This is a genomic window from Streptomyces sp. NPDC048353, assembly GCF_055587165.1.
On sequence record NZ_JBVJGU010000002.1, the window covers coordinates 570677 to 595481 of the forward strand.

Genomic DNA, 24805 nt, shown 5'->3' on the forward strand with positions numbered 1-24805 from the left:
TACCGAATGATTCGGCAACGAAATATTCGGCAACGAAGTAGTGCGGGGGCCGACAGGCGCGGCGACGGCGCCTTCGAGAGCGGAGCGCCGGGGAGCCCCGACGTACCATCGGTCCATGGAGCCCACCCGGCCGTCCGGCCGCGACGAGCCCGCCGACTCCGCGCCCCGCCCTCAGCCGGCGGGACCGGCGCGGCGAGACTGGACCGACGAGCACGTGGAGCGCTGGCAGCCGGTGCTGCCGGGCCTCGATCCGGTCGTCGAGGGCGCGGTCACCCGGATGAAGAAGCTCTCCGTCCATCTGCGCCGGGTGCGCGAGCAGTCCCTGGTCGACTTCGACCTGGAGCGCCACGAGTTCGACACCCTGCACAAGCTGGCGGGCCGTGGCGGCAGCGCCGCGCCCTCCGAGCTGGCCAAGGACCTGGACCTCGCCCCGGCGTCGGTCAGCGGCCGTCTGGACGCACTGGAGCGGCGCGGCTTCGTCCGCCGTACGCAGTCCACGACCGACCGCCGTCGCGTGGTCGTCGAACTCACCGCATCCGGCCGCGAGACCTGGCTCGGCGCGATGGACGTCCTCGGCCACGAGGAGGAGCGTCTCCTCGGCGTCCTGAACGCCGAGGAGCGCGACCGGCTCAACGACATGCTCCGCCGGATCATGGTCGTCGCGGAGGAGCGCGGCGGCACGGAGGCCTGGCACGGCTGACCGCCGCCCGACCCCACCGCCCCGCCCAGCCGACGCCCGTGCCCGGCCCGCGCCCGCTGTGCCGCGGGCCCGACCCGCGGGACGTCGGCGCGTCAGACGCTCAGCGAGCGCGCGTAGTTGAGCTGTCCCATCACCCAGGCGAAGGTGTTCGGACCGGTCGCCGGGATCATCGTGGAGTGGTGGCGGCCGGCGCTGGTCACGGTGACCTGGATGAAGCCCGTCGTCTGCTTCTCCTTCATCAGCAGGAACAGCAGTCCCAGCAGGCAGAAGATGAAGAAGACGATGGCCAGCACGATGGCGGCGGCCGGGATCTTCTCCTCGGTCCGCGACATGTCCATCGCGTTCCACACCGCGCCCTTGAGCGGCAACGCCCCCGCGGGCGTGATGATCTGGTCCCCGACGACGGTGATGTCACCCAGGCTGAGCAGCGGCGCCCCGCCCTGGACGGCCGGCGGGTGCTGCGGCGGCACCGGCACGCCCGGCAGCGTCGGCTGGTACCCGGCGCCCGGCGCCGCGTGCGGGTAGCCGTAGGCCGGCGTGCCCTGGGGGTAGCCGTAACCGGGCGCCCCCGCCTGCCGATCGGGTCCCCACGTGTAATCCCCGTCCGCGTAAGGGTTCGGCTCGGTCATGACTCCCCGCTTTCCACAACGACAAAGGCCCGCTCCTGCACGCCGCAGCGTACAGAAGCGGGCCCCGGTCCCGAACCAGGTCTCAGAAGCGGCGCGTGATCAGCGCACGCTTGACTTCCTGGATCGCCTTCGTGACCTCGATGCCTCGCGGGCACGCGTCCGTGCAGTTGAACGTCGTACGGCAACGCCACACGCCGTCCTTGTCGTTCAGGATCTCCAGGCGCTGCTCGCCCGCCTCGTCACGCGAGTCGAAGATGAAGCGGTGCGCGTTGACGATCGCGGCCGGACCGAAGTACTGGCCGTCGTTCCAGAAGACCGGGCAGGACGACGTGCACGCGGCGCACAGGATGCACTTGGTGGTGTCGTCGAAGCGCTCGCGGTCCTCGGCGGACTGCAGACGCTCGCGCGTCGGCTCGTTGCCCTTGGTGACCAGGAACGGCATGACGTCGCGGTACGCCTGGAAGAACGGCTCCATGTCGACCACGAGGTCCTTGAGGACCGTCAGGCCCTTTATGGCCTCGACCGTGATCGGCTTCTCCGGGTTGACGTCCTTGATCAGCGTCTTGCAGGCGAGCCTGTTCTTGCCGTTGATCCGCATCGCGTCGGAGCCGCAGATGCCGTGCGCGCAGGAGCGCCGGAAGGTCAGCGTGCCGTCGACGTCCCACTTGATCTTGTGGAGGGCGTCGAGCACGCGCTCCTTGGGGTCGATCTCGATCGGGAAGTCCTCCCAGACCGCCGCGTCCGAGATCTCGGGGTTGAAGCGGCGGATCCGGAGGGTGACCGTGATGTACGGCGAGGCGGCGGAGTCCTTCTCCACCTTGTCCAGTACGGGGGTAGCCATCAGTACTTACGCTCCATCGGCTGGTAGCGGGTCTGGACGACGGGCTTGTAGTCGAGACGCACGGTCTCGGAGCCGTCGGCGCCGACCTCGCGGTACGCCATGGTGTGGCGCATGAAGTTGACGTCGTCGCGGTTGGGGTAGTCCTCGCGGTAGTGACCGCCGCGGGACTCCTTGCGCGCCAGGGCCGAGACGGCCATGACCTCGGCCAGGTCGAGCAGGTTGCCCAGCTCGATCGCCTCGAGCAGATCCGTGTTGAAGCGCTTGCCCTTGTCCTGGATGGACACGTTCAGGTAGCGCTCGCGCAGCTCGGCGATCTTGTCGACCGCCGTCTTGATGGTCTGCTCGGTACGGAACACCATCACGTTGGCGTCCATCGTCTCCTGCAGCTCCTTGCGGAGGACGGCGACCCGCTCCGAACCCGTGGAGGCGCGCAGCCGCTCGACCTGCTCGGCGACGAAGGAGGCCGGGTTCTCGGGCAGCTCGACGAAGTCGGCCTTGGCCGAGTACGCGGCGGCGGCGAGGCCGGCGCGCTTGCCGAACACGTTGATGTCGAGAAGCGAGTTGGTGCCCAGGCGGTTGGCGCCGTGCACGGAGACACAGGCGACCTCGCCCGCCGCGTACAGGCCCGGGACGACGGTGGTGTTGTCGCGCAGGACCTCACCCTCGACGTTGGTCGGGATGCCGCCCATGGCGTAGTGCGCGGTCGGCTGGATCGGGATCGGGTCCGTGTAGGGCTCGATGCCGAGGTACGTCCGCGCGAACTCGGTGATGTCCGGGAGCTTGGCGTCGAGCTGCTCCGGCGGGAGGTGCGTCAGGTCGAGGTAGACGTGGTCGCCCTCGGGGCCGCAGCCGCGGCCCTCGCGGATCTCCGTGTAGATGGAGCGCGAGACGACGTCACGGGACGCGAGGTCCTTCATGACCGGCGCGTACTTCTCCATGAAGCGCTCGCCGTCCTTGTTGCGGAGGATGCCGCCCTCACCGCGGGCGCCCTCCGTCAGCAGGATGCCCATGCGCCAGATGCCCGTCGGGTGGAACTGGAAGAACTCCATGTCCTCCAGCGGCAGGCCGCGGCGGTAGCAGGCCGCCTGGCCGTCTCCGGTCAGGGTGTGCGCGTTCGACGTCACCTTGAAGAACTTGCCGGTGCCGCCCGAGGCGTAGATGACGGCCTTGGCCTGGAAGATGTGGATCTCGCCGGTGGCCAGCTCGTAGGCGACCACACCGGCCGACTTCTTGACGCCGTCGACCTCGGTGATCAGCTGGTCCAGGACGTAGAACTCGTTGAAGAACTCCACGCCCTCCTTGACGCAGTTCTGGTACAGCGTCTGGAGGATCATGTGGCCGGTGCGGTCCGCGGCGTAGCAGGACCGGCGGACCGGGGCCTCGCCGTGGTTGCGGGAGTGACCGCCGAAGCGGCGCTGGTCGATGGTGCCGTTCGGGGTCCGGTTGAACGGCAGGCCCATCTTCTCCAGGTCGAGGACGGCGTCGATGGCCTCCTTCGCCAGGATCTCGGCGGCGTCCTGGTCGACCAGGTAGTCACCGCCCTTGACCGTGTCGAAGGTGTGCCACTCCCAGTTGTCCTCCTCCACGTTGGCGAGCGCGGCGGCCATGCCGCCCTGCGCCGCACCGGTGTGGGAGCGGGTGGGGTAGAGCTTCGTGAGCACGGCGGTGCGGCTGCGCTTCGTCGCCTCGATGGCGGCGCGCATGCCGGCGCCGCCGGCGCCGACGATGACGGTGTCGTACTTGTGGATCTTCATGACGTGGATTACCTCAGCCCCGTGCCTAGCGGATGTTCGGGTCGAAGGTGAAGATCACCAGCGTGCCCAGAAGGATGGTGAACACCGTGGCGGTGTACAGCAGGCCCTTGAGCCACAGGCGCGTGTTGGCGCGCTCCGCGTAGTCGTTGATGACCGTGCGGAGGCCGTTGGCGCCGTGGAGCATGGCCAGCCACAGCATCAGCAGGTCCCAGACCTGCCAGAACGGGGACGCCCAGCGGCCGGCCACGAAGGCGAAGCCGATCTTGGAGACGCCGCCGTCCAGGAAGAGCTGGATCAGCAGGTGGCCGAGGACGAGGACGACGAGGACGACGCCGGACAGCCGCATGAAGAGCCAGGCGGCCATCTCGAAGTTGCCGCGGGTCGCCCGCGGGGTGCGGCCCGTGCGCTTGCGCGGGGCCTCGATGTACGGCGCGGGGTTGTCCACGTCGTAGTGGGCGCCGCCCTCGACGGGGCCGATCGCGGTAGAGGTGTCAGCAGACATGTCTGGCGTCAGCTCCCGAACAGTTCACGTGCGGCGTGGCCGAGGACGGGATACACAGAGCCCGCCATCAGCACGACCCAGATGCCCACGACGGTCCAGAGCATCTGCTTCTGGTAGCGCGGGCCCTTGGACCAGAAGTCCACGGCGATGACCCTGAGGCCGTTCAGCGCGTGGAAGAGAATGGCGGCGACGAGGCCGTACTCAAGGATGGCGACGATCGGCGTCTTGTACGTGGCCACGACCTCGTCGTAGGCCTCGGGGGAGACGCGGACGAGAGCGGTGTCCAGCACGTGTACGAACAGGAAGAAGAAGATGAGGACGCCGGTGACTCGATGAGCCACCCAGGACCACATTCCTTCCCGGCCGCGGTACAGCGTTCCAGCCGGCACGGAAAAACCCTCCGGGAGCGGGGATCAGGGTCGGCCGGCTTCAGTGTCGGTCTGACCCGGCCGGGTACGGTCCACCGGCCCTGGTCATCGTAGCGACGACTTGTCGGTTCGCTCGCGCGGGGTCCATAGGTGTGATCAAACAGGCACGGACGGGCTATCGCACAAGCCCGGATCACCGCATAACGGACAGATTTCGGTGGGAGACGAGCTGGACGAGGCGGGCCCGGGCGAGTCGGCGCAGTTCGTCCGCGGTGATCGCGCGCTCCTCGTCCCGTTCGTTGCCGAGCCGTGACCGGAGGGCGGCGAGGACCTGGTCGAGGCGTTCTCCGGGCCGTACCCCGTCGAGGCTGATCACGAAGGCGTGCCCGAAGCGGCTCTCGTAGGCGCCGCGGGCGGCCAGCAGGGCGGTGTGGGCCGCGGGCGGCGCGTCGGGGTGCAGCGCGGCGCTGGCGGCAGAGGACTCGCCGGCCAGCGCTTCGTCGAGATCGGCGAAGGACAGGTCGTACCCGGCCTCGTCGGAGGCGGCGAGCAGGGCGTCCAGCGTCGGGTACGGGCGGTGCGCGGCCACCCGTTCGGCCCAACGGCGGCTGCCGCAGCAGCCGAGGAGCAGCTCCTCGACGACGCCGGGCGGGGCGACGTTGAAACGCAGGAGGCCGGTGGGGTGCCGGTGGCCGCCCTGGCGGGCAGGTATGGCGGGGGAGCCCAGGGTCCGGGAGAGGGCGTGGGTGTCGCTGGTCAGCGTGGGCTCCGGGAAGGGCGGGGTGGGTGTGGCGCAACGTTACCGACGGGGAGAGGGAAGCGTCCGACGGATGCGCGAATTTCACCCGGAAGGGAGAGTTTCGGATACGGCGGTGGACGTTTCGGACCGAGTCGGGTGGTGAGTCCGGTTCCGCCGAATGGCCCCGTTCCGTTTCCTGAGGGAGGATTCCGAGTGATGCGGTACTCCATACGGGGGTCCCACACGGGCCCCGCTCTCCTGGCGGCCGTGGTGGCATCGGTCACCGTGGCGGCCTGCTCCGGCGGGTCGTCGCAGGGCGCGTCCGGGACGGTCTCCGCGCCGTCCTCCACCGTCGGCGCGCCGCCGACGCCGACGCCACCGCCGGAGACCGGCCCCAGCCCCACGCCGACGCCCACCCGGACGTATCCCCTCTCGTCCGCCCCCCTCACCGTCCCCGCCGTCGCCTCGCACGAGCCGGCCCGGGGCCCCGGCTGGCGGCCGGCCCCGAGCGCGGGTGTCGTCGTCGCCAAGGGCAGCGAGCGCCTCGCCGACGAGGGCAGGCTCCTCGCGGGCGAGCTGAGGATCCCGTACCGAGGGGTGGCGGCCGTCCGTTCCGGCGATGTCGAGCTGGCGCTGGGCGGGAAGGGCGCGGCCGAGTCGTACACCCTCACCACCCGCGACAACCGCGTCCGGATCACCGGCCCCGACGAAGCGGGCGTCTTCTACGGCACCCGCACGCTCAAGCAGTCCGTCAAGGGCTCGGGGGCCATGCCCGAGGGGGTCGTGAACGACCGGCCCGCCAAGCCGCAGCGCGGACTCAGCCTCGACACCGCCCGCAAGAACTTCGACGCGGGCTGGATCGAGGACCGCATACGCGAGATGGGGGACCTCAAGCTCAACCAGCTCGGCCTCCACTTCTCCGACGACCAGGGGTTCCGCATCGCCTCCGACACCCACCCCGAGATCGTCTCCGCCGAGCACCTCACCAAGGCCGAGGTGCGCCGCATCATCGCCCTCGCGGCGAGCCGCCACATCACCGTCGTGCCCGAGATCGACTCGCCCGGACACCTCGGGGCCGTGCTCCGCGCCCACCCGGACCTCCAGCTGCGCAACGTCCAGGGCACCCCGCGCGAGGGGGCCATCGACATCTCCAAGCCGGGAGCGGCGGCGCTCGTCGACGACCTGCTGCGCGAGTACTCCGCGCTCTTCCCCGGCCGCTGGTTCCACGTCGGCGCGGACGAGTACCAGGCGCTGACCGTGAGCGACCCGGCCGCCTCCTACCCGCAGCTCGCCACGGCGGCCCGCGAGAAGTACGGAGCGCGGGCCGGGGTGCAGGACCTCGCCGAGGGCTGGCTCAACGACCGGGCGGCGGTCGTCCGCGCCGCGGGCAAGACGGCCAAGGCCTGGAACGACGGCTTCTTCCGGGGCGGGATCGTGCACGCCGACAAGAACATCGAGGTCGAGTACTGGACCGGCAAGGAGATCGGGGCTCGGCCGCCGGCCGAGTACCTGAGCGAGGGCCGTCCGGTGGTCAACCTCAACGACGAGTTCCTCTACTACGTCCTCGGCGAGCCGAACGACTTCACGTACCCCACCGGTGAGCGGATCTACGAGCAGTGGACCCCGCGCGTCCTGCGGGGCACGACCGCGGTCCCGGAGCGGTACGACTCCCAGATCCTGGGCGGCCTGTTCGCGGTCTGGTGCGACCTGGCGGGCGCCCAGACCCAGGCGCAGGTGGCGGACGGGATCCGGATGCCGCTGACGGCGACCGCGCAGAAGCTGTGGGACGAGCGCGCGCCCGCGATGAGCTGGGAGCGGTTCCGGGCGCTGGCGGCGGAGGTGCGCTGAGCCTCCTCGGAAGCGCGGCCGTGGCGGACGGCGGCGTCGTCGTCCGCCACTTCGCTGCGTCGGCCGACGTCGGACCCCTATGCAGCACGCCCGGGCCACTGGCATGATTCCGGCCTCGCAGTGACGTCATCGCGCCAAGCGGCGCAGTAAGAGGAGAACTGCGTCCGCAATCGGGAGGCCTCCATGAGCCTGCTGGAACTGATCGACCGGGCCGACGAGCGGGCCCTGGCCGCGGCCGGGCTCGCCTGCCTGGACCGGTGCCTGCCGCTGCTCGCGCCCGACGGCGGCGAGTCGCTCCGCCCCGTCTGGGCGGCGGTGGCCCGGGGCGACGGCGGGGCGTGGGGCGAGGCGCTCGCCAAGGCCGGCGTCGAGCTGGACGAGGCGCCCGCGGGCGACGAGGGGGCCCGGCTCGTCCGGGAGATGCTGGGCGCCGCCCCCGCCGCCTGGACCGCACCGGACCTGCGCGCCTGGGCCTCGGGCTGCTCCGCCACCTCCCTCACCCTGCACGGGCGGTACGACGGGGCCGGCGGCGCGCCCGAACTGGTCGAGGCCTGCCGCTCCGGCGACCCGTCGGGCGCCGGGCCGCTGCTCGCCGGTGAGCTGCGCCGCCAGCACGCCGTCCTCGAATCCGTCGCCCACGGCCCGACCGGCCTGCGCCGGGCCCGCGAACTCTCCAAGGAAGGCGGCCGGGTCCTGCGCGCGGTGGTCTCCCGCCGGGCCCGCACGGCCTGACCGACGGGTGACCCGTACGGGCCGGGCGGCGGGGTGATCCGTACGGGCCGAATCCTGGGGTTCAGCCCCTACGGCCTGATCCCTACGGCCCGATCCGTAGGGACCGATCCCTACGGACTGACCCCGACAGGGCGGAGTCGGGGGCCTGGTCACGCCTCCTGGACCGGCATGGCCGAGGCGATCGTCTCGGCGATCTCGCGTTCCGCGCGGGCCTTGTCCAGGCCGAGGCCCGTCAGGACGCCCTTGCCGTCCTCGAACTCCAGCAGCGCCAGCAGGATGTGCTCGGTGCCGATGAAGTTGTGGCCGAGGCGCAGGGCCTCGCGGAACGTCAGCTCCAGGACCTTCTTCGCGCCCGCGTCGTACGGGATGAGCCCGGGCACCTCCTCCACGGCCGGCGGCAGCGTCGCCGTGACGGCCTCGCGCACCTGCTCCGGGGTCACGCCCCGCGAGGTGATCCAGTGGACGGCGAGGCCCTGCGGCTCGGAGAGGAGGCCGAGGGCCAGGTGGGCGGGGAGCGTCTCGGCGTTGCGCGCGGCCGAGGCCTCGTTGTGCGCGGCCATCACGACGTTCCTGGCCCGGGGGGTGAAGCGGTTGAAGCCCTCGCTCGGGTCGAGGGCCGCGGACTCGGCGTCCTTGGGGTCCTTGGGTACGAAGCGCTTCTGGGCCGCCTGCCTGGTGACGCCCATGCTCTTGCCGATGTCGGTCCAGGAGGCGCCCGAGCGCCGGGCCTGGTCCACGAAGTGGCCGATGAGGTGGTCCGCGACGTCGCCGAGGTGGTCCGCCGCGATGACCGCGTCCGAGAGCTGGTCGAGCGCGTCGGTGTGGACCTTCTTGATCGCTTCGATGAGGTCGTCGAGCCGGACGGGATGGGTCGTGCCGACTGGTTTCGTCATGGGTGCAACCCTAGGTTGACACTCCGCGGGGTGTCAACCATCAGTTGACACTGCACGGGTCTCGTCATGACCTCTTTGGCGACGCGCGAGCACGCCCTCGTCGGGGCGGGGGCAAGGGAGCTCCGGGGCGCGAACATCCGACGTCATGGCGCCGGTGCGCGGGGGTATCCGGGGACATCCGCGGGGATACCCGGGACAAGGGAAGACGACCGGGGCCGCCACCCCCCACAGGAGAGGCCCCGGTCGTCGTCCGACGGGGCCGCAGCACGGCCCCGTATACCTCTCAGCGCCAGGCGTGCGTTTTCTGTCACACCGCCGCCGGACGGAGAAGGTTGCAGTTTGTACAAAGAGCGGACGAACATGGACGCGACGACGGAGAAGGACGTAGCGTGCTGCTGCGCGCCGGGCGGCGCGGCGGTGGTGACCAGCCGCGATGACGAACAGGTTGTGGGGAGTGCTGGGGGACGACGCGGAGCTGACGGCCGCCGTGCTCGCCGCGCGGAACGGGGACGAGGACGCCTTCCGTACGGTGTACCGCGCCGTGCATCCCCGGCTGCTCGGCTACATACGTACGCTCGTCGGTGACGCCGACGCCGAGGACGTCGCCTCCGAGTCCTGGCTCCAGATAGCCCGCGATCTCGACCGCTTCGACGGCGACGCCGACCGGTTCCGGGGCTGGGCGGCCCGGATCGCCCGCAACCGGGCGCTCGACCACATCCGGATGCGGGGCAGGCGCCCCGCCGTGGGCGGCGACGAGACCGAACTCACCGACAAGCCGGCCGACTCCGACACCGCGGACCAGGCCATGGAAGCACTCGCCACCGGCCGTACCATGCATCTGATCGCGCAGCTCCCGCAGGACCAGGCCGAGGCCGTGGTCCTCCGGGTCGTCGTCGGCCTGGACGCCAAGAGCGCCGCCGACACCCTCGGCAAACGCCCCGGCGCCGTGCGGACGGCGGCGCACCGCGGCCTCAAGCGGCTCGCCGAACTCCTCGGAGTCGACGACGCCGAGGGCGCCGACGCGGGCGCCGCCCCGCTCGGGGGCGTACCGCCGCAGCGCGGCCGCGAACCGGCGGCCCCCGCCCCGGGTGGTGTGACGCAATCGCGCGCGTGTACGCAGAAGGACATGTGATGGCGGACGAGCGGTACCCATGGCTCGACCAGGAGGCCGCGGAGCGGTTGTTGCGCGGCGAACCGGTCGACGCCGTCGACGATCACGCCCGTGAACAGGCCGGACGTCTCGCCCACGCCCTCGAATCGGCCCGCCCCGTCCCCTTCGCCCGCGCGGCGGAGGCCGAGCTTCCGGGCGAGGCGGCCGCCCTGGCCGCCTTCCGGGAGGCGATGGCCGAACGGGCCGGCTCCCCGTCCGCGCTCTCCGCGTCCGCCGCCGACGCGCCCGGCTCCGCCGGGGCCGTCCCCGCCGCCGAGCTGGACGGCGTGCGGATCGCACCCGTGCCCTCCGCCCGCCGGTGGGGCCGCTCCCTGCGGTACGGCCTGGCGGCCGCGGTCGCCGCGGTGGCCGTCGGCGGGGTCGCCGTCGCCGCCGGTACGGGTCTGCTGCCGCGGCCGTTCGACGAGACCCCGGCGCCGCCCGCCTCGTCCGTCACGGTCGCCGACACCCCCGAGCCGCTCCGTTCCCACACCCCCGAGGACGGCTCGGTCACACAGACGCCGCCCCCGGTGCCCCCCGGCACCGAGAGCCCGTCCGCCGGCTCCTCCCCGTCCCCGTCCTCGCCGGGCGAGCCCCCGGCGACGGCCGGACCGGGCGGTGGCGGCTCCGAGGGCGGCCGGGGCGGCGACGCCACACCGCCCCCGAAGACCGACGAGGGCTCCGGCAGGGACCTCACCACCCTGCGGGCCAGGACGCTCAAGGCATGCCAGGACTTCAAGGCCGGGCGTCTGGACGACAGCGACCAGCGGCGGCTCGCCGGCTCGGCGCGGAGCGGCGAGACCGTCCGGCGCTTCTGCGACCGGGTCCTGGCCGGCGACTGGGCCGGAACGGGCGGCGCCCCCGGCGGTTCCACCGGACCCGCCGGCGGGGGTTCCGCCGGCGGCAAGGACGACGGCAGGGGCGACGGCTCCGGCGACGAGGACGACCGAGGCGACAGCGCCGCCGGTCCCGTCGGAGCACCCGGCTCCGGGGGCTGGACCGGCGGCGGCAAGGGCGCCCCGGGGAGCGGCGACCAGGGCCGGGGCGGCCACGGGAACGCGGGCCGGGACGGGTCCGGGACGACGGGCCACGGCACGGGCGGCATCCGCTCCGGCCACGCCCTCACGGTCCCCGCGGGACTCGCCCACCCGACCGCTGGACCGGCCTTCGCCGGGACCCCCGCCTACCAGGTGTGACACTTTTCGACCCGCCGACGCAGTACTGAGTGAGCCGACTGGTCATCGGCGGCGCATGGAGCCAAGGTTCCCCCCGTACCTTCGGCTCTGCGCACCCGGCGCGGGTGGGACACGTTCCCCCGGTCCCACCCGCGCCCCTTACTTCTCCCGTCCCGACCGTGGACGGCCTCCCCGTCCTACCAGTGGACGACGACCTTGTCGCCGACCTTCACCTGGTCGAAGAGCGCCGCGAGCTTCCCCCGGTCCCGTACGTTCACGCAGCCGTGCGAACCGCCGTTGTACCCCCGGGCCGCGAAGTCCGCCGAGTAGTGCACGGCCTGGCCGCGGCTGAAGTACATCGAGTACGGCATCGGCGTGTGGTACAGCTTCGACCAGTCGTCACGGACCTTGCGGTCGACGTTGAAGATGCCCTCGCGGGTCGGGGTGTTCTCCGAACCGAAGCGGACGTCCATCGAGGAGACGACCTTGCCGTCGATCATCCAGGCCAGCGTCCGGCTCTCCTTGCTGATGCACAGCACCCGGCCGGTCATACAGCGGTCGTCCGGCTTGTCCAGCTTGTTGGTGGTGGCCGGCTTCAGCTCGTCCGCCGTGGGCTCGCGGGTCATCGCCAGCAGACGCTGCCAGGTGGTCTCGTCCACCGCCCCGGTCTGCGGCAGCTCCCGCTTCTTCTGGAAGGCCGAGACGGCCTTGCCGGTGAGGGTGCCGTAGAAACCGGTGGGCGCCCGGTCGAAGTAGCCGATCTGGCGCAGTCGCGCCTGGACTTCCCGGACGCGCGCGTTCTCGTCGCCGTCCTTCGCGAGGACCTTGCCCGTGGGCGTGGCCGAGGCCGACGGGGACGCCGAGTCGCCCTCCGTGGGGGTCGCCGTCGGCTCCGAGGGCGACGCGGACGCCGTGTCGCTCGGCTCGGGCGCCGAGGGGGACGGCGAGACGGACGAGGAAGCGGACGGCGACGGCGCCGCGGTCCCGTCCGTCCCCGCCGCCTGGGCCGTACAGCCGGTGGCCAGGGCCACCGCCGCGGCGGCCAGGAGTGCTCTGCGTATGACGGACGAACGGCGCATCTTTTCCCCCCGAATGAGTCTGTGCTCTAAGGGATGCTTTCCGGCCGTTCCTGGTTGCGCACCGGCCGGAAGTCCGGAGCATGCTGTGAGGGAGAGAGCGGTCGATCGGGAGGCACAGCGGATGGCGCGCGAGTCGGAGTCGGGGCTGCCCATCGAGCCGGTCTACGGACCGGCCGCCCTGGACGGGTGGGACCCCGCCGAGAAGCTGGGCGAGCCCGGCTCGTACCCCTTCACGCGCGGCGTGTACCCGTCGATGTACACCGGCCGGCCGTGGACCATGCGGCAGTACGCCGGCTTCGGCACGGCGGCGGAGTCCAACGCCCGCTACCGGCAGCTGATCCACAACGGCACCACGGGCCTGTCCGTCGCCTTCGACCTGCCCACCCAGATGGGCCACGACTCCGACGCCCCGATCGCGCACGGCGAGGTCGGCAAGGTGGGCGTGGCCGTCGACTCGATCGACGACATGCGCGTGCTCTTCGACGGGATCCCGCTGGACGAGGTCTCCACCTCGATGACCATCAACGCCCCCGCCGCCCTGCTGCTCCTGCTCTACCAGCTGGTGGGCGAGGAGCAGGGCGTCCCTGCGGAGAAGCTGACCGGCACGATCCAGAACGACGTGCTCAAGGAGTACATCGCCCGCGGCACGTACATCTTCCCGCCCAAGCCGTCGCTGCGGCTGATCGCGGACATCTTCCGGTACTGCAAGGCCGAGATCCCGAAGTGGAACACCATCTCGATCTCCGGCTACCACATGGCCGAGGCCGGCGCCACGCCCGCGCAGGAGATCGCGTTCACCCTCGCGGACGGCATCGAGTACGTCCGTACCGCCGTCGCCGCCGGCATGGAGGTGGACGACTTCGCACCCCGGCTCTCCTTCTTCTTCGTGGCCCGCACGACCCTCCTGGAGGAGGTCGCGAAGTTCCGGGCCGCCCGCCGGATCTGGGCGCGGGTGATGAGGGAGGAGTTCGGCGCGCGGGACCCCAAGTCGCTGATGCTCCGCTTCCACACCCAGACCGCCGGGGTGCAGCTCACCGCCCAGCAGCCCGAGGTCAACCTGGTGCGCGTGGCCGTCCAGGGCCTCGCCGCCGTCCTCGGCGGCACCCAGTCGCTGCACACCAACTCCTTCGACGAGGCCATCGCCCTGCCGACGGACAAGTCCGCCCGCCTCGCCCTGCGCACCCAGCAGGTCCTCGCCTACGAGACGGACGTCACCGCCACCGTCGACCCGTTCGCCGGCTCGTACGTCGTCGAGAAGCTGACCGACGACGTCGAGGCGGCCGCCGTCTCCCTGATGGAGAGGGTGGAGGAGCTCGGCGGCGCGGTCGGCGCGATCGAGCGCGGCTTCCAGAAGGGCGAGATCGAGCGCTCCGCCTACCGCGTCGCGCAGGAGACCGACAGCGGCGAGCGGGTCGTCGTCGGCGTCAACCGCTTCACCCTGGACGTCGAGGAACCCTACGAGCCGTTGCGCGTCGACCCGGCGATCGAGGCCCAACAGGCCGAGCGGCTGGCCGCCCTGCGCGCCGGGCGGGACCAGGCGGCCGTGGACACGGCGCTCGCCGCGCTGAGGAAGGCCGCCGCCGGGACGGACAACGTGCTCTACCCCATGAAGGAAGCGCTCCGGGCACGGGCCACGGTCGGCGAGGTCTGCACCGCGCTGCGCGAGGTCTGGGGCACCTACATCCCCACCGACGCGTTCTGATCTTCCGCGATACGAAACGGACGCGCGCGGTGTCGTACCCCCGTGCGAGACTCCCCGTCATGCTGGGTGTCACCGATCTTCCGACGTATCTCGTGGGCCTCGTCCTCATCATCCTGCTGCCGGGGCCGAACTCGCTGTACGTCCTGTCCGTCGCCGCCCGCAAGGGCACGCGGACCGGGTACAAGGCCGCCGCCGGAGTCTTCACCGGCGACGCGGTCCTGATGACGCTGGCCGCGCTCGGCGCGGCCTCGCTGCTCCAGACCACCCCCCTGCTCTTCATGATCGTGAAGTACGCGGGCGCGGGCTATCTGGCCTGGATGGCGTACGGAATGCTCCGGTCGGCCTGGTCGATGTGGCGCGGGCGGGGCGAGGCCTCCGGCGAGGAGACCGCGCACGAGCCGACGGCGCCGGGGGAGCACCCGTACCGCCGGGCGCTGATCATCAGCCTCTTCAACCCGAAGGCGATCCTCTTCCTGATCTCGTTCTTCGTGCAGTTCGTGGACCCCGGCTACGCCTATCCGGCGCTGTCCTTCCTGGTCCTCGGCACGCTGCTGCAGATCAGCAGCTTCCTCTACCTCACGACGCTGATCTTCGGCGGTACCCGGCTCGCCGCCGCGTTCCGGAGCCGCAGACGGCTCTCGGCGGGAGCGACCTCCGCCGCGGGCGCGCTCTTCCTCGGCTTCGCCGCGAAGCTCTCCCTCAGCAGCGCCGCTTGACCCTCACACCGTGTGAGGCCGTGTCGTAGGGGTCGTCATGTTCACCATCGGAGACTTCGCCCGGCACGGGCGGGTGTCGGTCCGCATGCTGCGCCACTACGACGCCATCGGACTGCTGCGCCCGGCCCAGGTCGACCCGCACAGCGGCTACCGCTTCTACGAGGCGGACCAGCTCGCCCGCCTCAACCGCGTCATCGCGCTCAAGGAGCTCGGCTTCACCCTCGAACAGGTGGGGTCGATCCTCGACGAGCAGGTCGGCGCGGAGGAGCTGCGCGGCATGCTGCGGCTGCGCCAGGCCGAGCTGGAGACGGCCCTGGCGGAGGCGGCGGGACGCCTGGCCCGGGTCGGCGCGCGGCTCCGAGCCATCGAGAGCGAGGGGCACATGCCCACCCAGGACGTCGTGATCAAGAGGATTCCGCCCGTACGGCTCGCCGAGCTGAGCGGGGTGGCGGCGGGCTTCGGCCCCGGCGAGATCGGCCCGGTGATCCAGCCGCTGTACGAGCGGCTGTGCGCCCGCCTGACGGCGGCGGGCGTCACCGGGTTCGGCCCGGGGATCGCGTACTACGAGGACGCGGGGCGGGGCGACGGCTCGGTCGTCGTCCACGCCGGGATGACCCTCCCGGACGGTACGCGGGAGGTCGCCGGCGTCGACGTCGTCGTGCTGCCCGGCCTGGACGAGGCGGCGACCGTCGTGCACCGAGGGCCCATGGAGGACCTCCTGCCGACCGTGCAGACCCTGGCCACCTGGATCGACGCCCACGGCTACCGCTCCACGGGATACTCCCGCGAGCTGTACCTGGAATGCCCGGACGACCGTACGAAGTGGGTGACGGAACTCCAGGAGCCCGTCACCCGGGCGTAGCGCGGGGAGCGGGCCCGCCCGGAGAGGCGTCCGGGCGGGCGCGGCTACTTCGCGAGCGCCCGCTTCAGCTTCAGGGCGCGGCGGGCGAGGCGGCGGACCCGGGGGTGGCGGGGGACCGGGAGCCCGCCGGGGAGGCCGAGGACGGTGAGACGGCGGCGGGTGAAGTGGTGCCGGGTGCGTTCGGCGAGCGGACCCGAGAGGTGGCGTACGGCGGCTTCCCGCAGGTCCGCCCGGATCTTCGGCTGCATCGCGAAGCCGACCGCCGCGACCAGCCCGGCCAGCTCCTCCCCGGCCGGGGGCCGGCCCGGCCCGTCGTCCTCCAGGTCCGGGACGAGCGCGTCGACGAGGGTGACCGGGACCCGGTTGCTGTTCTGGTACGGGGCGAGCCGGCCGAGGAGCGCGCGGGTGCCGACCCGGGCGACCGGGATGCCGTAGAACGCGCGGGCGGTGAAGAGACCGGTGGAGAAGCAGCCGACCACCAGCGCCGGCCGCAGCTCCCGGTACAGCACCTCGGCGAGCACCGGCCGGTCCAGGACCGCCAGCTCCGCGCCGAGCCGCTCCGCCTCCCGCGCCAGACTCCGCGTCCAGGCGTCCGGCGCCGTGGGGTGGGGCTTGAAGACCAGCCGGCGGTGGCCGCGCGCGATCGCGCCGCGGACCATCCGGAGGTGCAGCTCCTCCTCCTCGGCGGGGGTGAGGAGGGACAGCGCCGCCAGGTACTGACCGAGCAACAGGGCCGGGCCGGCCCCTTCCACGGGGCCGGTGCCTTCCTCGGCAAGGCCCGGCGCGTCGGCGGCCGGGTCCGACAGCTCGGCGACCACCTTGGTGAACGCCTCCGTCGGCACCACCGTCGCCGTCACCCCGAACTCCGCGAGCAGCAGCGGCGCGAGCCCCGGCACCAGATCGAGGTGGAGCAGCCGCCTGACCCGCTCGCCGACCAGCGGCTCGATCTTGTTACGGGTCGGGCCGTAGCTCATCAGCCCGTCGGCGTACACATCGAGCGCCGCGTCCGGGAACAGCCGGGCGATCGTCAGCGCGGGCGTCACCTGCACGGATTCCAGGACCAGTTCGATCCGGTCGTCGCCGAGCCCCCACAGCAGCCGCAGATGGCGCTCCAGGAGGGGCAGGTCGTCCGCCCGGGGGGTCCAGCCGGCGGGGTGGAGCGGCGAGATCGCCTCGTTCCAGGACAGGACGCCGTCGAAACGGCCCCGCAGTGTCCCGAAGCCGGGCATCTCGTCCAGCGCGGGGGTCGTCTCCGGCACCGCCGCGTTGTTGGCGACCACCAGCAGCCGCCGGTCGGCGGGGCCGAAGCAGCCGCTGTCCAGGGCGGCGGCCAGCGTCGCCGCCCCGTACAGCGTGGAGGCGTAGAAGAGCTGGGTGGTCCTCACGCGGCCACCTCCGCGCCCCGGGCCCGGGGGAGGGAGACGGCGCCCGCGCGACGGCGGCGGAGCAGCTTGCGCAGGACCGCCGCCCGCTGCGCGTCCATCGACCCGAGCGCCTCCCGCAGGACCTCCTGCGGCATGCGCCGCAGCGCCGCCGCGCTCATCGCCCGCAATTGCCCGGTCACCGCCGGCTCGTATCTTCCGGTGTTGCCGAGATGATGCGAAATGAGGGCGCAATAGGTGCGGACCGCTTTCGGAAGGAGAAGATCGGCTTCGCGATCGGCCATGGTTTCGTCGATCACCTGGTCGAATGCGCGAATGAAATCCAGCTGTCGAATATCGCCGACTTGTGTGAGGGATGTGGAGACGCCGCGACGGTAGAAGATTCCCAGCGTGCTCACCGCGGCGAAGGAATCCGCCTCGCGGTGGAGCCGCCAGATCCACGGCCGATCCTCGGCGGTCCGCAGGCCGGGGGTGAAACGCAGCAGGCCGTTGTCGAGGAGCCGCCGGTCGTAGAGCCCCGCCCAGGCGTAGGGGTAGTCCACCGACGTGGTCCGGTCGGCGGGCAGGATCGCGGCCCTGGGGCGCAGCACCTCACCGCGCCGCCCGACCGGCGACCGGCGCACCGAGCGGGCCCGCCCGGTCACCCGGACATGGTCGGTGCGCAGGAAGTCGCAGCCCAACTCCTCGATGCGCGCGATGAGTTCGGCGTAGAAGCCGGGCGCGAGCCAGTCGTCCCCGTCGAGGAAGGCGAGGTAGCGGCCACGGGCCGCGTCCAGGCCCGTGTTGCGCGCGGTGGCGAGACCCTCGTTGCGTGCGTGTCGGAGCAGGACGGCGCCGGGGAGTTCGCGCGCGGCCCGTTCGAGCAGCTCCGTGGTCCCGTCCGTCGAACAGTCGTCGACGAGCAGGAACTCGAAGTCCTCGCGGGCGTTGGCGCGCAGGCTCCTGAGGGTGTCGGGGGCGTATGCGTGCACGTTGTAGAACGGCACGACGACGGAGAGCTTGACCACGCCACGACGCTATGCGCCGCCCCGGCATTCGTCCTGACCGGCAGAGAGATGCTCGGTGAACACAAAGCGGCGGGGCCCTTAACCGCCCTGGGTGAAAGGCCGCCCACCAGTCGGCGACACGCTTTTCCCGGCCGTTTTCAGAAGGCGTAACGGTGCTGTTCACCGTTTGTTGTGTCCCAGTTGGGCCGACAAGCGGAATGCCTCTCTAACGTCCTCGGCGTGCCAGCAAGTACCAGAGAAGCGGTGCGCGTCGCCGTACTCGCCGACTCCGACACCCGGTGGAAATGGGGCGCCCTCACCGCGCGCCGCATCACGGCCGACGCCGTGGAACCCACCGGCTTCCTCCTGCGCGGCAGGGCCACCCCCACCGCGCGCCAACTCGCCGAGACCGGGGCGTCCCGCACGCCGCCGCGCGAGGTGACGGGAGCGGAGTTCCTGCGCGCGGTACGGGACGCGGCGGCCCGCGGCGAGGGGTACGACGTCGTCGTCCTCGCCCTCGTCGGCGGCACCGTGCGCGCCGTCCTTCAAGGCCTGGCGGACCTCGCCCTCGACCGGCGGCCGGTCATCGTCACCGGCTACGTCGGCGTCGTGTACGAGAAGCTCGCCGACGGGCTGCTGCTGCGCCACGGCGCCGATGTCGTCCTCGCCAACTCCCGCCACGACGCGGAGCGTTTCCGCGCGGTGTACGAAGGGGTGGGCGCCGACTCCTCCTCGGTCGTCGAGGCCGCCCTGCCGTTCCTCGGCGGCGCCCCCTACGCCCCCGAACCCGGCCGCGACACACTGGTCTTCGCCGCCCAGCCGTCCGTGCCCGCCGGCCGCGCCGAGCGCACGTACCTGCTGCGCAGGCTCGTCGGTTACGCCCGCGAGCACCCGGAGCGCGAGGTCCTCCTCAAGCTGCGCTCCAAGCCCGGCGAGCACACGACGCACCTGGAGGAGCTCCCGTACCAGCGGCTGGTGCGCGCACTCGCGGTGCCGCCCAACTTCCGGCTCGTTTACGGGCACATGGGCGAGGTGCTCGACCGCACCGATCTGCTGGTCACCGTCTCCTCGACGGCTGCGCTCGAAGCGCTGCACCGGCGCATCCCCACGGCGATCCTGAGCGACCTGGGCGTCCGCGAGGTGCTCGGCAACCACCACTTCATCGGCTCGGGGCTGCTGACCTCGTTCGACCGCCTCGACGCGGACGTCCGGCCGGTGCCCGACGAGGAGTGGCTGGCCCGGCAGGGCGTCGCCGCCGGGGGCTCCGCCACGGCGCCGGGCGCGGCGGGAGGCGCGTACGCGAACGCCTTCGACGCGGCGCGGGACCGCGTCGGCGAACTGCTGGCCCGCCCGTCCGGACTGCCCCCGATCGCCCCCTACTACACGGCGGAGACGGCCCCCGGCTACCTCCCCGGCATCCTCGCCCGCCACCGCCTCGACGTGACCGCCCCCGAGCAGCGCGACAGCGGACTGCGCCGGGTGGTCCGGGAGGCGGCGCGGGGCGCGTACCGCCACGGCGTCCAGCGCGTGGCGCCCGTCATCCGCAGGCTGGGAGAACTCTGATGACCGCGACGAGCACGAACGGCCCGGTGGGCACGGGGACCGGCGACCAGGCGCGTACGGACGGGAGCGGCCCGGTGGGCACGGGGATCGGCGACCAGTCGCGTACGGGCGGGAGTAGCCCGGTGGGCACGGGGACCGGCGTGGCCGCGCCAGTGATCGTCGGCCCGCGCACGGGATCCACGACGGCCACCGCGGCGGCCACCGCCCCGGGAGGCGCGTCCCTGAGCGACAGGACCGTCCTCGCCGTGATCCCCGCCCGCGGCGGCTCGAAGGGCGTCCCGGCCAAGAACCTCGCGCCGGTGGCCGGCGTCCCGCTGGTCGCCCGCGCGGTCCGCGCCTGCCTCGGCGCCCGCCTGGTCACCCATGTCGTCGTCTCCACCGACGACCCGGCGATCGCGGCCGAGGCCCGCGCGGCCGGCGCGGAGGCGGTCCACCGCCCGCCGTCGCTCTCCGGCGACACCGCCACCAGCGAGTCGGCGGTCCTGCACGCGATGGACGCCTTCGAGGCCACCACCGGCCGGCGCGTCGACACGGTCCTGCTCGTCCAGTGCACCAGCCCCTTCCTCACCCCGGCGGACGTCAACGGCACCGTCGAGGAGATCGCCACCGGCGGCGCCGACACGGCCCTCACCGTCGCCCCCAGCCACGGCTTCCTCTGGCGCCGGGCAGCGGCGACCGCGAGCACCGTCGGCGCCTCCGCCACGGGCACCGCCTCCGCGAGCACCAACGGGACCCTGGGCACCACCGGCCCCGCAGGAACCGGAGGCACCACCGGCACGGCGGAATCCGTGGGCGGCGGGACCGGCGTCAATCACGACAAGGCCCACCGCCCCCGGCGCCAGGACCGCGAGCCCGAGTACCTGGAGACCGGCGCCGTCTACGCCATGGACGCCGCGGGCTTCCGTACCCACCGGCACCGTTTCTTCGGCCACACCGCGCTCGTCGTCACCGACCCCTCCCGGGTCCTGGAGATCGACGATCCGCACGACCTGGCCCGCGCCCGCGCCCTCGCGCCGCTCCTCGACATCCCCACCACGCCCCGGATCGACGACGTCGACGCGATCGTCCTCGACTTCGACGGCACCCAGACCGACGACCGCGTCCACATCGACGCCGACGGACGGGAGTTCGTCTCCGTGCACCGCGGCGACGGCCTCGGCATCGCCGCCCTGCGCCGCACCGGCGTCCCGATCCTGATCCTCTCCTCCGAGGTGAACCCCGTCGTCGCCGCCCGCGCCCGCAAGCTCCGGATCCCCGTCCTGCACGGCATCGAGCGCAAGGACCTCGCCCTCAAGCAGTGGTGCGAGGAACAGGGGATCGACCCCCGACGCGTCCTCTACGCGGGCAACGACGTCAACGACCTGCCCTGCTTCCACCTCGTCGGCTGGCCCGTCGCGGTGAGCAGCGCCCACGACTCCGTACGGGCCGCCGCCCGTGCGGTCACCGTCACCCCCGGTGGCTCCGGAGCCGTCCGCGAGATCGCGGGCTGGCTCCTCGGACCCGAGCTCCACACCCCCGACCTGTAAGGAACACACGAACCATGAGCACCGACACCCGCATCCGCACCTTCGGCAGCAAGACCGCCGGCCCCGGCCACCCCGTCTACGTCACGGGCGAGATCGGCATCAACCACAACGGCGACCTGAACAACGCCTTCGCGCTCATCGACGCCGCCGCCGACGCGGGCTGCGACGCCGTGAAGTTCCAGAAGCGCACCCCGGAGATCTGCACCCCGCGCGACCAGTGGGACATCGAGCGCGACACCCCCTGGGGCCGCATGACGTACATCGACTACCGCCACCGCGTGGAGTTCGGCGAGGACGAGTACCGCGCCATCGACGAGCACTGCAGGAAGCGCGGCATCGACTGGTTCGCCTCCCCGTGGGACACCGAGGCCGTCGCCTTCCTGGAGAAGTTCGACGTCCCGGCCCACAAGGTCGCCTCCGCCTCCCTCACGGACGACGAGCTGCTCCGCGCCCTGCGTGCCACCGGCCGTACGGTCATCCTCTCGACCGGCATGTCCACCCCGAAGCAGATCCGGCACGCCGTCGAGGTCCTCGGCAGCGACAACATCCTGCTCTGCCACGCCACGTCGACGTACCCGGCCAAGGCCGAGGAGCTGAACCTGCGGGTGATCAACACCCTCAAGGAGGAGTACCCCAACGTCCCGATCGGCTACTCCGGCCACGAGACCGGCCTGCAGACCACGCTGGCCGCCGTCGCGCTCGGCGCCGCCTTCGTCGAGCGGCACATCACCCTCGACCGCGCGATGTGGGGCTCCGACCAGGCCGCCTCCGTGGAGCCGCAGGGCCTCCAGCGGCTGGTCCGCGACATCCGCACCATCGAGACCGCGCTCGGCGACGGCGTCAAGAAGGTCTACGAGTCGGAGCTGGGCCCGATGAAGAAGCTCCGCCGGGTCCAGGGGCTCGTCGCCGCATGACCGGGCAGCTGGCGTTCGTCGAGAGCCCGGTCCAGCTCCTGAACGTCCTGGAATGGGCCCACGCGGCGGCGTCCACCCCGGAGCCGGGCGCCGCCGCCCCCGGGGGCCGGTCCGCCGCCCTCCCCGCCCTCCCCTCCCAGCGCACCCGCCCCCGCGCGCAGGCCCCCGCCCCGCGGCCTGAGGCGGCCGCCCCGGGGCTCACCATCGTGGTGCTGTCCCCGACCGACCCCATGTCACGCGGCCAGCTGCGCCGGATGGCGCAGCTCGCCCGTGACGAGGGGTTCCACGTCCGCTGGCAGGAGGCCCGGGGCGGCCGCGGGTCCCTCGTCCGTACGCTGCGGGACCTGGCCCCGCTGCTGCGGACGGCGGACCGGGTGATCGTCGGGGACCCCTTCTCCCGCTACGTCCAGCTCCTGCTCACCCTGTTCGGCCCCCGCCGGCTCACCGTCGTCGACGACGGCACCGCCACGATGGAGTTCGCCGCCCAGCTCGCCCGCGGCGAACGCCTGGTCCGCTGGCACCGCAAGGGCAGCCGCGGCCCCCGCGAACTGGTCCTCGCACCCGTCACCGCCCTCGCCCGGCGCCGGCTCGCCCCCACCCGCCGCCGCACGGTGGAGATCTTCACCTCGCTCCCGGTCGACCCGCCACCGGGCACCACGGTCACCCCGCACACCTTCGCCTGGACCCGCGCCCGCTTCGGCCCGCCCCGCCTCACTCGGGGCGCCGACCTTGTAGGGACCTCGCTCGTCGAGACGGGCGTCGTCGACGCCGGCCGGTACACGCAGGCCGTCGCCGACCTCGCCCGCGCCCACGGTGCGACCCGCTACTTCGCCCACCGCCGCGAGAGCACCGAGAAACTGCACCGGATCGCCGTGGAGACCGGTCTGGAGATCGTCCGCCCCGACCTGCCCCTGGAGGTGATCGCCCGGCGCGGACCCATCGGCCGCACGGTGGTGAGCTTCCCGTCCACCGTCGTCCACACCCTGCCGCTGGCCCTGCACGGCACCGGGGTCAAGGTCGCCGTCTGCGAGATCGCGCCCGAGTGGCTGAGCGAGCACGTCTCACCCCGGGCCCAGGGCTTCCTGGCGGGCGTCGCGGGCACCGCGGCCCACGAGGTCGACCGGCTCACCGCCGCCCGCGCCACCCCGGCCGTCGAACGGCTCGAATTCGGGTGAGCTTACCCACAAGGGGTGGTCGTCACGCCTCGTCAGCCGGTTTTCTTTCCCCTAACGGGTTGAAGTTTTCGTGATCATCGGGCAGTTGACCACTCGGGGGGCCTACCCTTCAAAAGGTGAACCAGTTGATGTCCCGTGAGCCCGGCTCCGTCGCCCTGCCCGGAACGCTGTCCGCGTCGCTGCGCGAAGAACTGATCGCCTTCCGCCGCGACCTGCACATGCACCCCGAGCTCGGCAACCAGGAGTTCCGTACGACCGCGGCCCTGAAGGGCCGCCTGGAGGCGGCCGGCCTCGCGCCGAGAGTCCTCCCGGCGGGCACCGGGCTCGTCTGCGACATCGGCACCTGGGACGGGGTACGCCCCATGCTGGCCATCCGCGCCGACCTCGACGCGCTGCCGATCCCGGACGTCAAGACCGTCCCGTACCGCTCCACCGTGCCCAACCGCGCCCACGCCTGCGGCCACGACGTCCACACCACCACCGTCCTCGGCGCCGGACTCGTCCTCGCCGAACTCGACCGCGAGGGTCTCCTGCCCAACGCGGTCCGGCTGATCTTCCAGCCCGCCGAGGAGGTGCTGCCCGGCGGCGCCGCCGACGCCATCGAGGCCGGAGTCCTGCGCGGAGTCGGCCGCATCATCGCCGTGCACTGCGACCCGAAGGTCGACGCCGGCCGGATCGGTCTGCGCCACGGCCCCATCACCTCCGCCTGCGACCGGCTGGAAATCACCCTCGACGGCCCCGGCGGTCACACCGCCCGCCCCCACATGACCACCGACCTGATCACCGCCGTCGCCCGCGTCGCCACCGACGTCCCGGCCGTCCTCGCCCGCCGCGTGGACGCCCGCTCCGGACTCTCGGTCACCTGGGGCCGCATCGAATCCGGCCACGCCTGCAACGTCATCCCGCAGAACGCCGCGCTCTCCGGCACCGTCCGCTGCCTCGACCTGCACACCTGGCGCGACGCCCCCGACCTCGTGCACGCCGCCGTCGACGAGGTCGCCACCCTCCACCGCGCCAAGTCGACCATCAGCTACGTCCGCGGCGTCCCGCCCGTCGTCAACGACCCGGACGTCGCCGACCTCATCGCCGACGCCATGACCGCCCGCCGCGGACCGCACGCCATCGAGGACACCGAGCAGAGCCTCGGCGGCGAGGACTTCTCCTGGTACCTCGAACAGGTCCCCGGCGCCATGGCCCGCCTCGGCGTCCGCGTCCCCGGCGACACCACCCGCCGCGACCTGCACGCCGGCGACTTCGACGTGGACGAGACCGCCATCGAGGTCGGCGTCGAACTCTTCACCGCCGCCGCCCTCCTGAACGACACCCCGCAGCCCTGACCCCACCCGGCCCCCCGCAGCCCTGACCCCGCCGCCGGCCCCTGGCGCGCCGGCCCCCGGGCCGAACCCGCCCTCGCGGCGCCCCGGCCCCCGGCGGCGCGCCGAGGCCCCGTGCGGTGGAGAGACCGCGGCTCCGGTGGGAGACTGCCCGGGTGAGGGTCTGTCGGTGGGGCGTACGGCCCGCCGGGCGTCGTCCGACGGGCCCCGAGCGCTGCCGACGGGCCCCGACTGC

Annotated in this window: 23 protein-coding genes; 13 read left to right on the forward strand and 10 right to left on the reverse strand. The window is 72.6% G+C overall.

Annotated features, from left to right (window positions below; all coding sequences use genetic code 11):
- Window positions 1–115 precede the first annotated feature (115 nt).
- The gene (locus tag ACZ6RC_RS08005; protein WP_469580008.1) at window positions 116–700 is read left to right on the forward strand and encodes a MarR family winged helix-turn-helix transcriptional regulator; all 585 of its coding nucleotides are present in this window, start codon (window positions 116–118) and stop codon (window positions 698–700) included.
- Between the two features lie 92 nt (window positions 701–792).
- On the opposite strand, the gene ACZ6RC_RS08010 is transcribed toward ACZ6RC_RS08005, so the two are convergent.
- From ACZ6RC_RS08010 to ACZ6RC_RS08035, 6 genes are all read right to left on the reverse strand, one after another.
- Entirely contained in the window at window positions 793–1329 is a 537-nt protein-coding gene (locus ACZ6RC_RS08010) for a hypothetical protein (RefSeq protein WP_391139589.1), read from the reverse strand.
- A gap of 82 nt (window positions 1330–1411) precedes the next feature.
- Window positions 1412–2170, reverse strand: coding sequence for a succinate dehydrogenase iron-sulfur subunit (locus ACZ6RC_RS08015; protein WP_391139588.1), 759 nt, complete (start codon window positions 2168–2170; stop codon window positions 1412–1414).
- The gene (gene sdhA, locus ACZ6RC_RS08020; protein WP_391139587.1) at window positions 2170–3924 is read right to left on the reverse strand and encodes a succinate dehydrogenase flavoprotein subunit; all 1755 of its coding nucleotides are present in this window, start codon (window positions 3922–3924) and stop codon (window positions 2170–2172) included. Before sdhA ends, ACZ6RC_RS08015 begins: the two co-directional genes overlap by 1 nt.
- A gap of 25 nt (window positions 3925–3949) precedes the next feature.
- Window positions 3950–4426 (reverse strand): succinate dehydrogenase hydrophobic membrane anchor subunit, encoded by a 477-nt coding sequence (locus ACZ6RC_RS08025; RefSeq protein WP_391139586.1) that lies wholly within the window; start codon window positions 4424–4426, stop codon window positions 3950–3952.
- Window positions 4427–4434: 8 nt separating this feature from the next.
- Complete coding sequence (gene sdhC / locus ACZ6RC_RS08030) at window positions 4435–4815, reverse strand: succinate dehydrogenase, cytochrome b556 subunit (RefSeq protein WP_391139585.1); 381 nt, start codon at window positions 4813–4815, stop codon at window positions 4435–4437.
- Window positions 4816–4987: 172 nt separating this feature from the next.
- A complete protein-coding gene (locus ACZ6RC_RS08035) occupies window positions 4988–5521 on the reverse strand; it encodes a 2-oxo-4-hydroxy-4-carboxy-5-ureidoimidazoline decarboxylase (protein WP_469580806.1) in 534 nt (177 codons plus the stop codon).
- A 228-nt stretch (window positions 5522–5749) separates the two neighbouring features.
- Between ACZ6RC_RS08035 and ACZ6RC_RS08040 the strand changes: the two genes are divergently transcribed.
- Window positions 5750–7381 (forward strand): beta-N-acetylhexosaminidase, encoded by a 1632-nt coding sequence (locus ACZ6RC_RS08040; protein ID WP_469580011.1) that lies wholly within the window; start codon window positions 5750–5752, stop codon window positions 7379–7381.
- Between the two features lie 183 nt (window positions 7382–7564).
- The gene (locus tag ACZ6RC_RS08045) at window positions 7565–8113 is read left to right on the forward strand and encodes a hypothetical protein (RefSeq protein ID WP_469580013.1); all 549 of its coding nucleotides are present in this window, start codon (window positions 7565–7567) and stop codon (window positions 8111–8113) included.
- A 149-nt stretch (window positions 8114–8262) separates the two neighbouring features.
- On the opposite strand, the gene ACZ6RC_RS08050 is transcribed toward ACZ6RC_RS08045, so the two are convergent.
- Window positions 8263–9006 (reverse strand): Clp protease N-terminal domain-containing protein, encoded by a 744-nt coding sequence (locus ACZ6RC_RS08050; protein WP_469580014.1) that lies wholly within the window; start codon window positions 9004–9006, stop codon window positions 8263–8265.
- 454 nt (window positions 9007–9460) lie between these two features.
- Here ACZ6RC_RS08050 and ACZ6RC_RS08055 point away from each other — a divergent pair, with 454 nt between their 5' ends.
- Both ACZ6RC_RS08055 and ACZ6RC_RS08060 read left to right on the forward strand, forming a co-directional pair.
- On the forward strand, window positions 9461–10138 hold the full coding sequence (locus ACZ6RC_RS08055; RefSeq protein ID WP_391139694.1) for an RNA polymerase sigma factor: 678 nt from the start codon (window positions 9461–9463) through the stop codon (window positions 10136–10138).
- Window positions 10138–11352 (forward strand): hypothetical protein, encoded by a 1215-nt coding sequence (locus ACZ6RC_RS08060; RefSeq protein WP_469580016.1) that lies wholly within the window; start codon window positions 10138–10140, stop codon window positions 11350–11352. The genes ACZ6RC_RS08055 and ACZ6RC_RS08060 overlap by 1 nt, the downstream gene beginning before the upstream one ends.
- 176 nt (window positions 11353–11528) lie before the next feature.
- Here ACZ6RC_RS08060 and ACZ6RC_RS08065 read toward each other — a convergent pair whose 3' ends face one another.
- Window positions 11529–12410, reverse strand: a complete 882-nt coding sequence (locus ACZ6RC_RS08065; RefSeq protein ID WP_453613147.1) for a L,D-transpeptidase family protein — start codon at window positions 12408–12410, stop codon at window positions 11529–11531.
- A 121-nt stretch (window positions 12411–12531) separates the two neighbouring features.
- On the opposite strand from ACZ6RC_RS08065, the gene ACZ6RC_RS08070 reads away from it, so the two are divergent.
- The 3 genes from ACZ6RC_RS08070 to ACZ6RC_RS08080 are packed head-to-tail and all read left to right on the forward strand — an operon-like array spanning window position 12532 to window position 15690.
- The gene (locus tag ACZ6RC_RS08070; protein WP_469580019.1) at window positions 12532–14112 is read left to right on the forward strand and encodes an acyl-CoA mutase large subunit family protein; all 1581 of its coding nucleotides are present in this window, start codon (window positions 12532–12534) and stop codon (window positions 14110–14112) included.
- A 59-nt stretch (window positions 14113–14171) separates the two neighbouring features.
- The gene (gene leuE / locus ACZ6RC_RS08075) at window positions 14172–14828 is read left to right on the forward strand and encodes a leucine efflux protein LeuE (protein ID WP_469580020.1); all 657 of its coding nucleotides are present in this window, start codon (window positions 14172–14174) and stop codon (window positions 14826–14828) included.
- Between the two features lie 37 nt (window positions 14829–14865).
- Entirely contained in the window at window positions 14866–15690 is an 825-nt protein-coding gene (locus ACZ6RC_RS08080; RefSeq protein WP_469580022.1) for a MerR family transcriptional regulator, read from the forward strand.
- Window positions 15691–15734: 44 nt separating this feature from the next.
- On the opposite strand, the gene ACZ6RC_RS08085 is transcribed toward ACZ6RC_RS08080, so the two are convergent.
- Both ACZ6RC_RS08085 and ACZ6RC_RS08090 read right to left on the reverse strand, forming a co-directional pair.
- Window positions 15735–17075 (reverse strand): alpha-2,8-polysialyltransferase family protein, encoded by a 1341-nt coding sequence (locus ACZ6RC_RS08085; RefSeq protein ID WP_469580023.1) that lies wholly within the window; start codon window positions 17073–17075, stop codon window positions 15735–15737.
- A complete protein-coding gene (locus ACZ6RC_RS08090) occupies window positions 17072–18079 on the reverse strand; it encodes a glycosyltransferase family 2 protein (protein WP_469580024.1) in 1008 nt (335 codons plus the stop codon). Before ACZ6RC_RS08090 ends, ACZ6RC_RS08085 begins: the two co-directional genes overlap by 4 nt.
- 219 nt (window positions 18080–18298) lie before the next feature.
- Here ACZ6RC_RS08090 and ACZ6RC_RS08095 point away from each other — a divergent pair, with 219 nt between their 5' ends.
- From ACZ6RC_RS08095 to ACZ6RC_RS08115, 5 genes are all read left to right on the forward strand, one after another.
- Window positions 18299–19621 carry a DUF6716 putative glycosyltransferase gene (locus tag ACZ6RC_RS08095; protein ID WP_469580027.1) on the forward strand — a complete coding sequence of 441 codons (1323 nt, stop codon included), beginning with the start codon at window positions 18299–18301 and terminating at the stop codon, window positions 19619–19621.
- A complete protein-coding gene (locus ACZ6RC_RS08100) occupies window positions 19621–21147 on the forward strand; it encodes a cytidylyltransferase domain-containing protein (RefSeq protein ID WP_469580028.1) in 1527 nt (508 codons plus the stop codon). The genes ACZ6RC_RS08095 and ACZ6RC_RS08100 overlap by 1 nt, the downstream gene beginning before the upstream one ends.
- 14 nt (window positions 21148–21161) lie before the next feature.
- A complete protein-coding gene (locus tag ACZ6RC_RS08105; protein ID WP_391139572.1) occupies window positions 21162–22061 on the forward strand; it encodes an N-acetylneuraminate synthase family protein in 900 nt (299 codons plus the stop codon).
- Window positions 22058–23236, forward strand: a complete 1179-nt coding sequence (locus ACZ6RC_RS08110) for a hypothetical protein (protein WP_469580030.1) — start codon at window positions 22058–22060, stop codon at window positions 23234–23236. Before ACZ6RC_RS08105 ends, ACZ6RC_RS08110 begins: the two co-directional genes overlap by 4 nt.
- A 128-nt stretch (window positions 23237–23364) precedes the next feature.
- A complete protein-coding gene (locus ACZ6RC_RS08115; RefSeq protein ID WP_469580810.1) occupies window positions 23365–24573 on the forward strand; it encodes an amidohydrolase in 1209 nt (402 codons plus the stop codon).
- Window positions 24574–24805: the final 232 nt, after the last annotated feature.

Excerpts from the sequence above, each read along its gene's own strand:
- ACZ6RC_RS08100 (WP_469580028.1), top strand. The coding sequence starts at position 19,621 with ATGACCGCGACGAGCACGAACGGCCCGGTGGGCACGGGGACCGGCGAC.
- ACZ6RC_RS08025 (WP_391139586.1), bottom strand. The coding sequence starts at position 4,426 with ATGTCTGCTGACACCTCTACCGCGATCGGCCCCGTCGAGGGCGGCGCC.
- sdhA (WP_391139587.1), bottom strand. The coding sequence starts at position 3,924 with ATGAAGATCCACAAGTACGACACCGTCATCGTCGGCGCCGGCGGCGCC.
- ACZ6RC_RS08005 (WP_469580008.1), top strand. The coding sequence starts at position 116 with ATGGAGCCCACCCGGCCGTCCGGCCGCGACGAGCCCGCCGACTCCGCG.
- ACZ6RC_RS08050 (WP_469580014.1), bottom strand. The coding sequence starts at position 9,006 with ATGACGAAACCAGTCGGCACGACCCATCCCGTCCGGCTCGACGACCTC.
- ACZ6RC_RS08115 (WP_469580810.1), top strand. The coding sequence starts at position 23,365 with ATGTCCCGTGAGCCCGGCTCCGTCGCCCTGCCCGGAACGCTGTCCGCG.
- leuE (WP_469580020.1), top strand. The coding sequence starts at position 14,172 with ATGCTGGGTGTCACCGATCTTCCGACGTATCTCGTGGGCCTCGTCCTC.
- ACZ6RC_RS08045 (WP_469580013.1), top strand. The coding sequence starts at position 7,565 with ATGAGCCTGCTGGAACTGATCGACCGGGCCGACGAGCGGGCCCTGGCC.
- ACZ6RC_RS08015 (WP_391139588.1), bottom strand. The coding sequence starts at position 2,170 with ATGGCTACCCCCGTACTGGACAAGGTGGAGAAGGACTCCGCCGCCTCG.
- ACZ6RC_RS08070 (WP_469580019.1), top strand. The coding sequence starts at position 12,532 with ATGGCGCGCGAGTCGGAGTCGGGGCTGCCCATCGAGCCGGTCTACGGA.
- ACZ6RC_RS08040 (WP_469580011.1), top strand. The coding sequence starts at position 5,750 with ATGCGGTACTCCATACGGGGGTCCCACACGGGCCCCGCTCTCCTGGCG.
- ACZ6RC_RS08110 (WP_469580030.1), top strand. The coding sequence starts at position 22,058 with ATGACCGGGCAGCTGGCGTTCGTCGAGAGCCCGGTCCAGCTCCTGAAC.
- ACZ6RC_RS08010 (WP_391139589.1), bottom strand. The coding sequence starts at position 1,329 with ATGACCGAGCCGAACCCTTACGCGGACGGGGATTACACGTGGGGACCC.
- ACZ6RC_RS08105 (WP_391139572.1), top strand. The coding sequence starts at position 21,162 with ATGAGCACCGACACCCGCATCCGCACCTTCGGCAGCAAGACCGCCGGC.
- ACZ6RC_RS08080 (WP_469580022.1), top strand. The coding sequence starts at position 14,866 with ATGTTCACCATCGGAGACTTCGCCCGGCACGGGCGGGTGTCGGTCCGC.
- ACZ6RC_RS08060 (WP_469580016.1), top strand. The coding sequence starts at position 10,138 with ATGGCGGACGAGCGGTACCCATGGCTCGACCAGGAGGCCGCGGAGCGG.
- ACZ6RC_RS08065 (WP_453613147.1), bottom strand. The coding sequence starts at position 12,410 with ATGCGCCGTTCGTCCGTCATACGCAGAGCACTCCTGGCCGCCGCGGCG.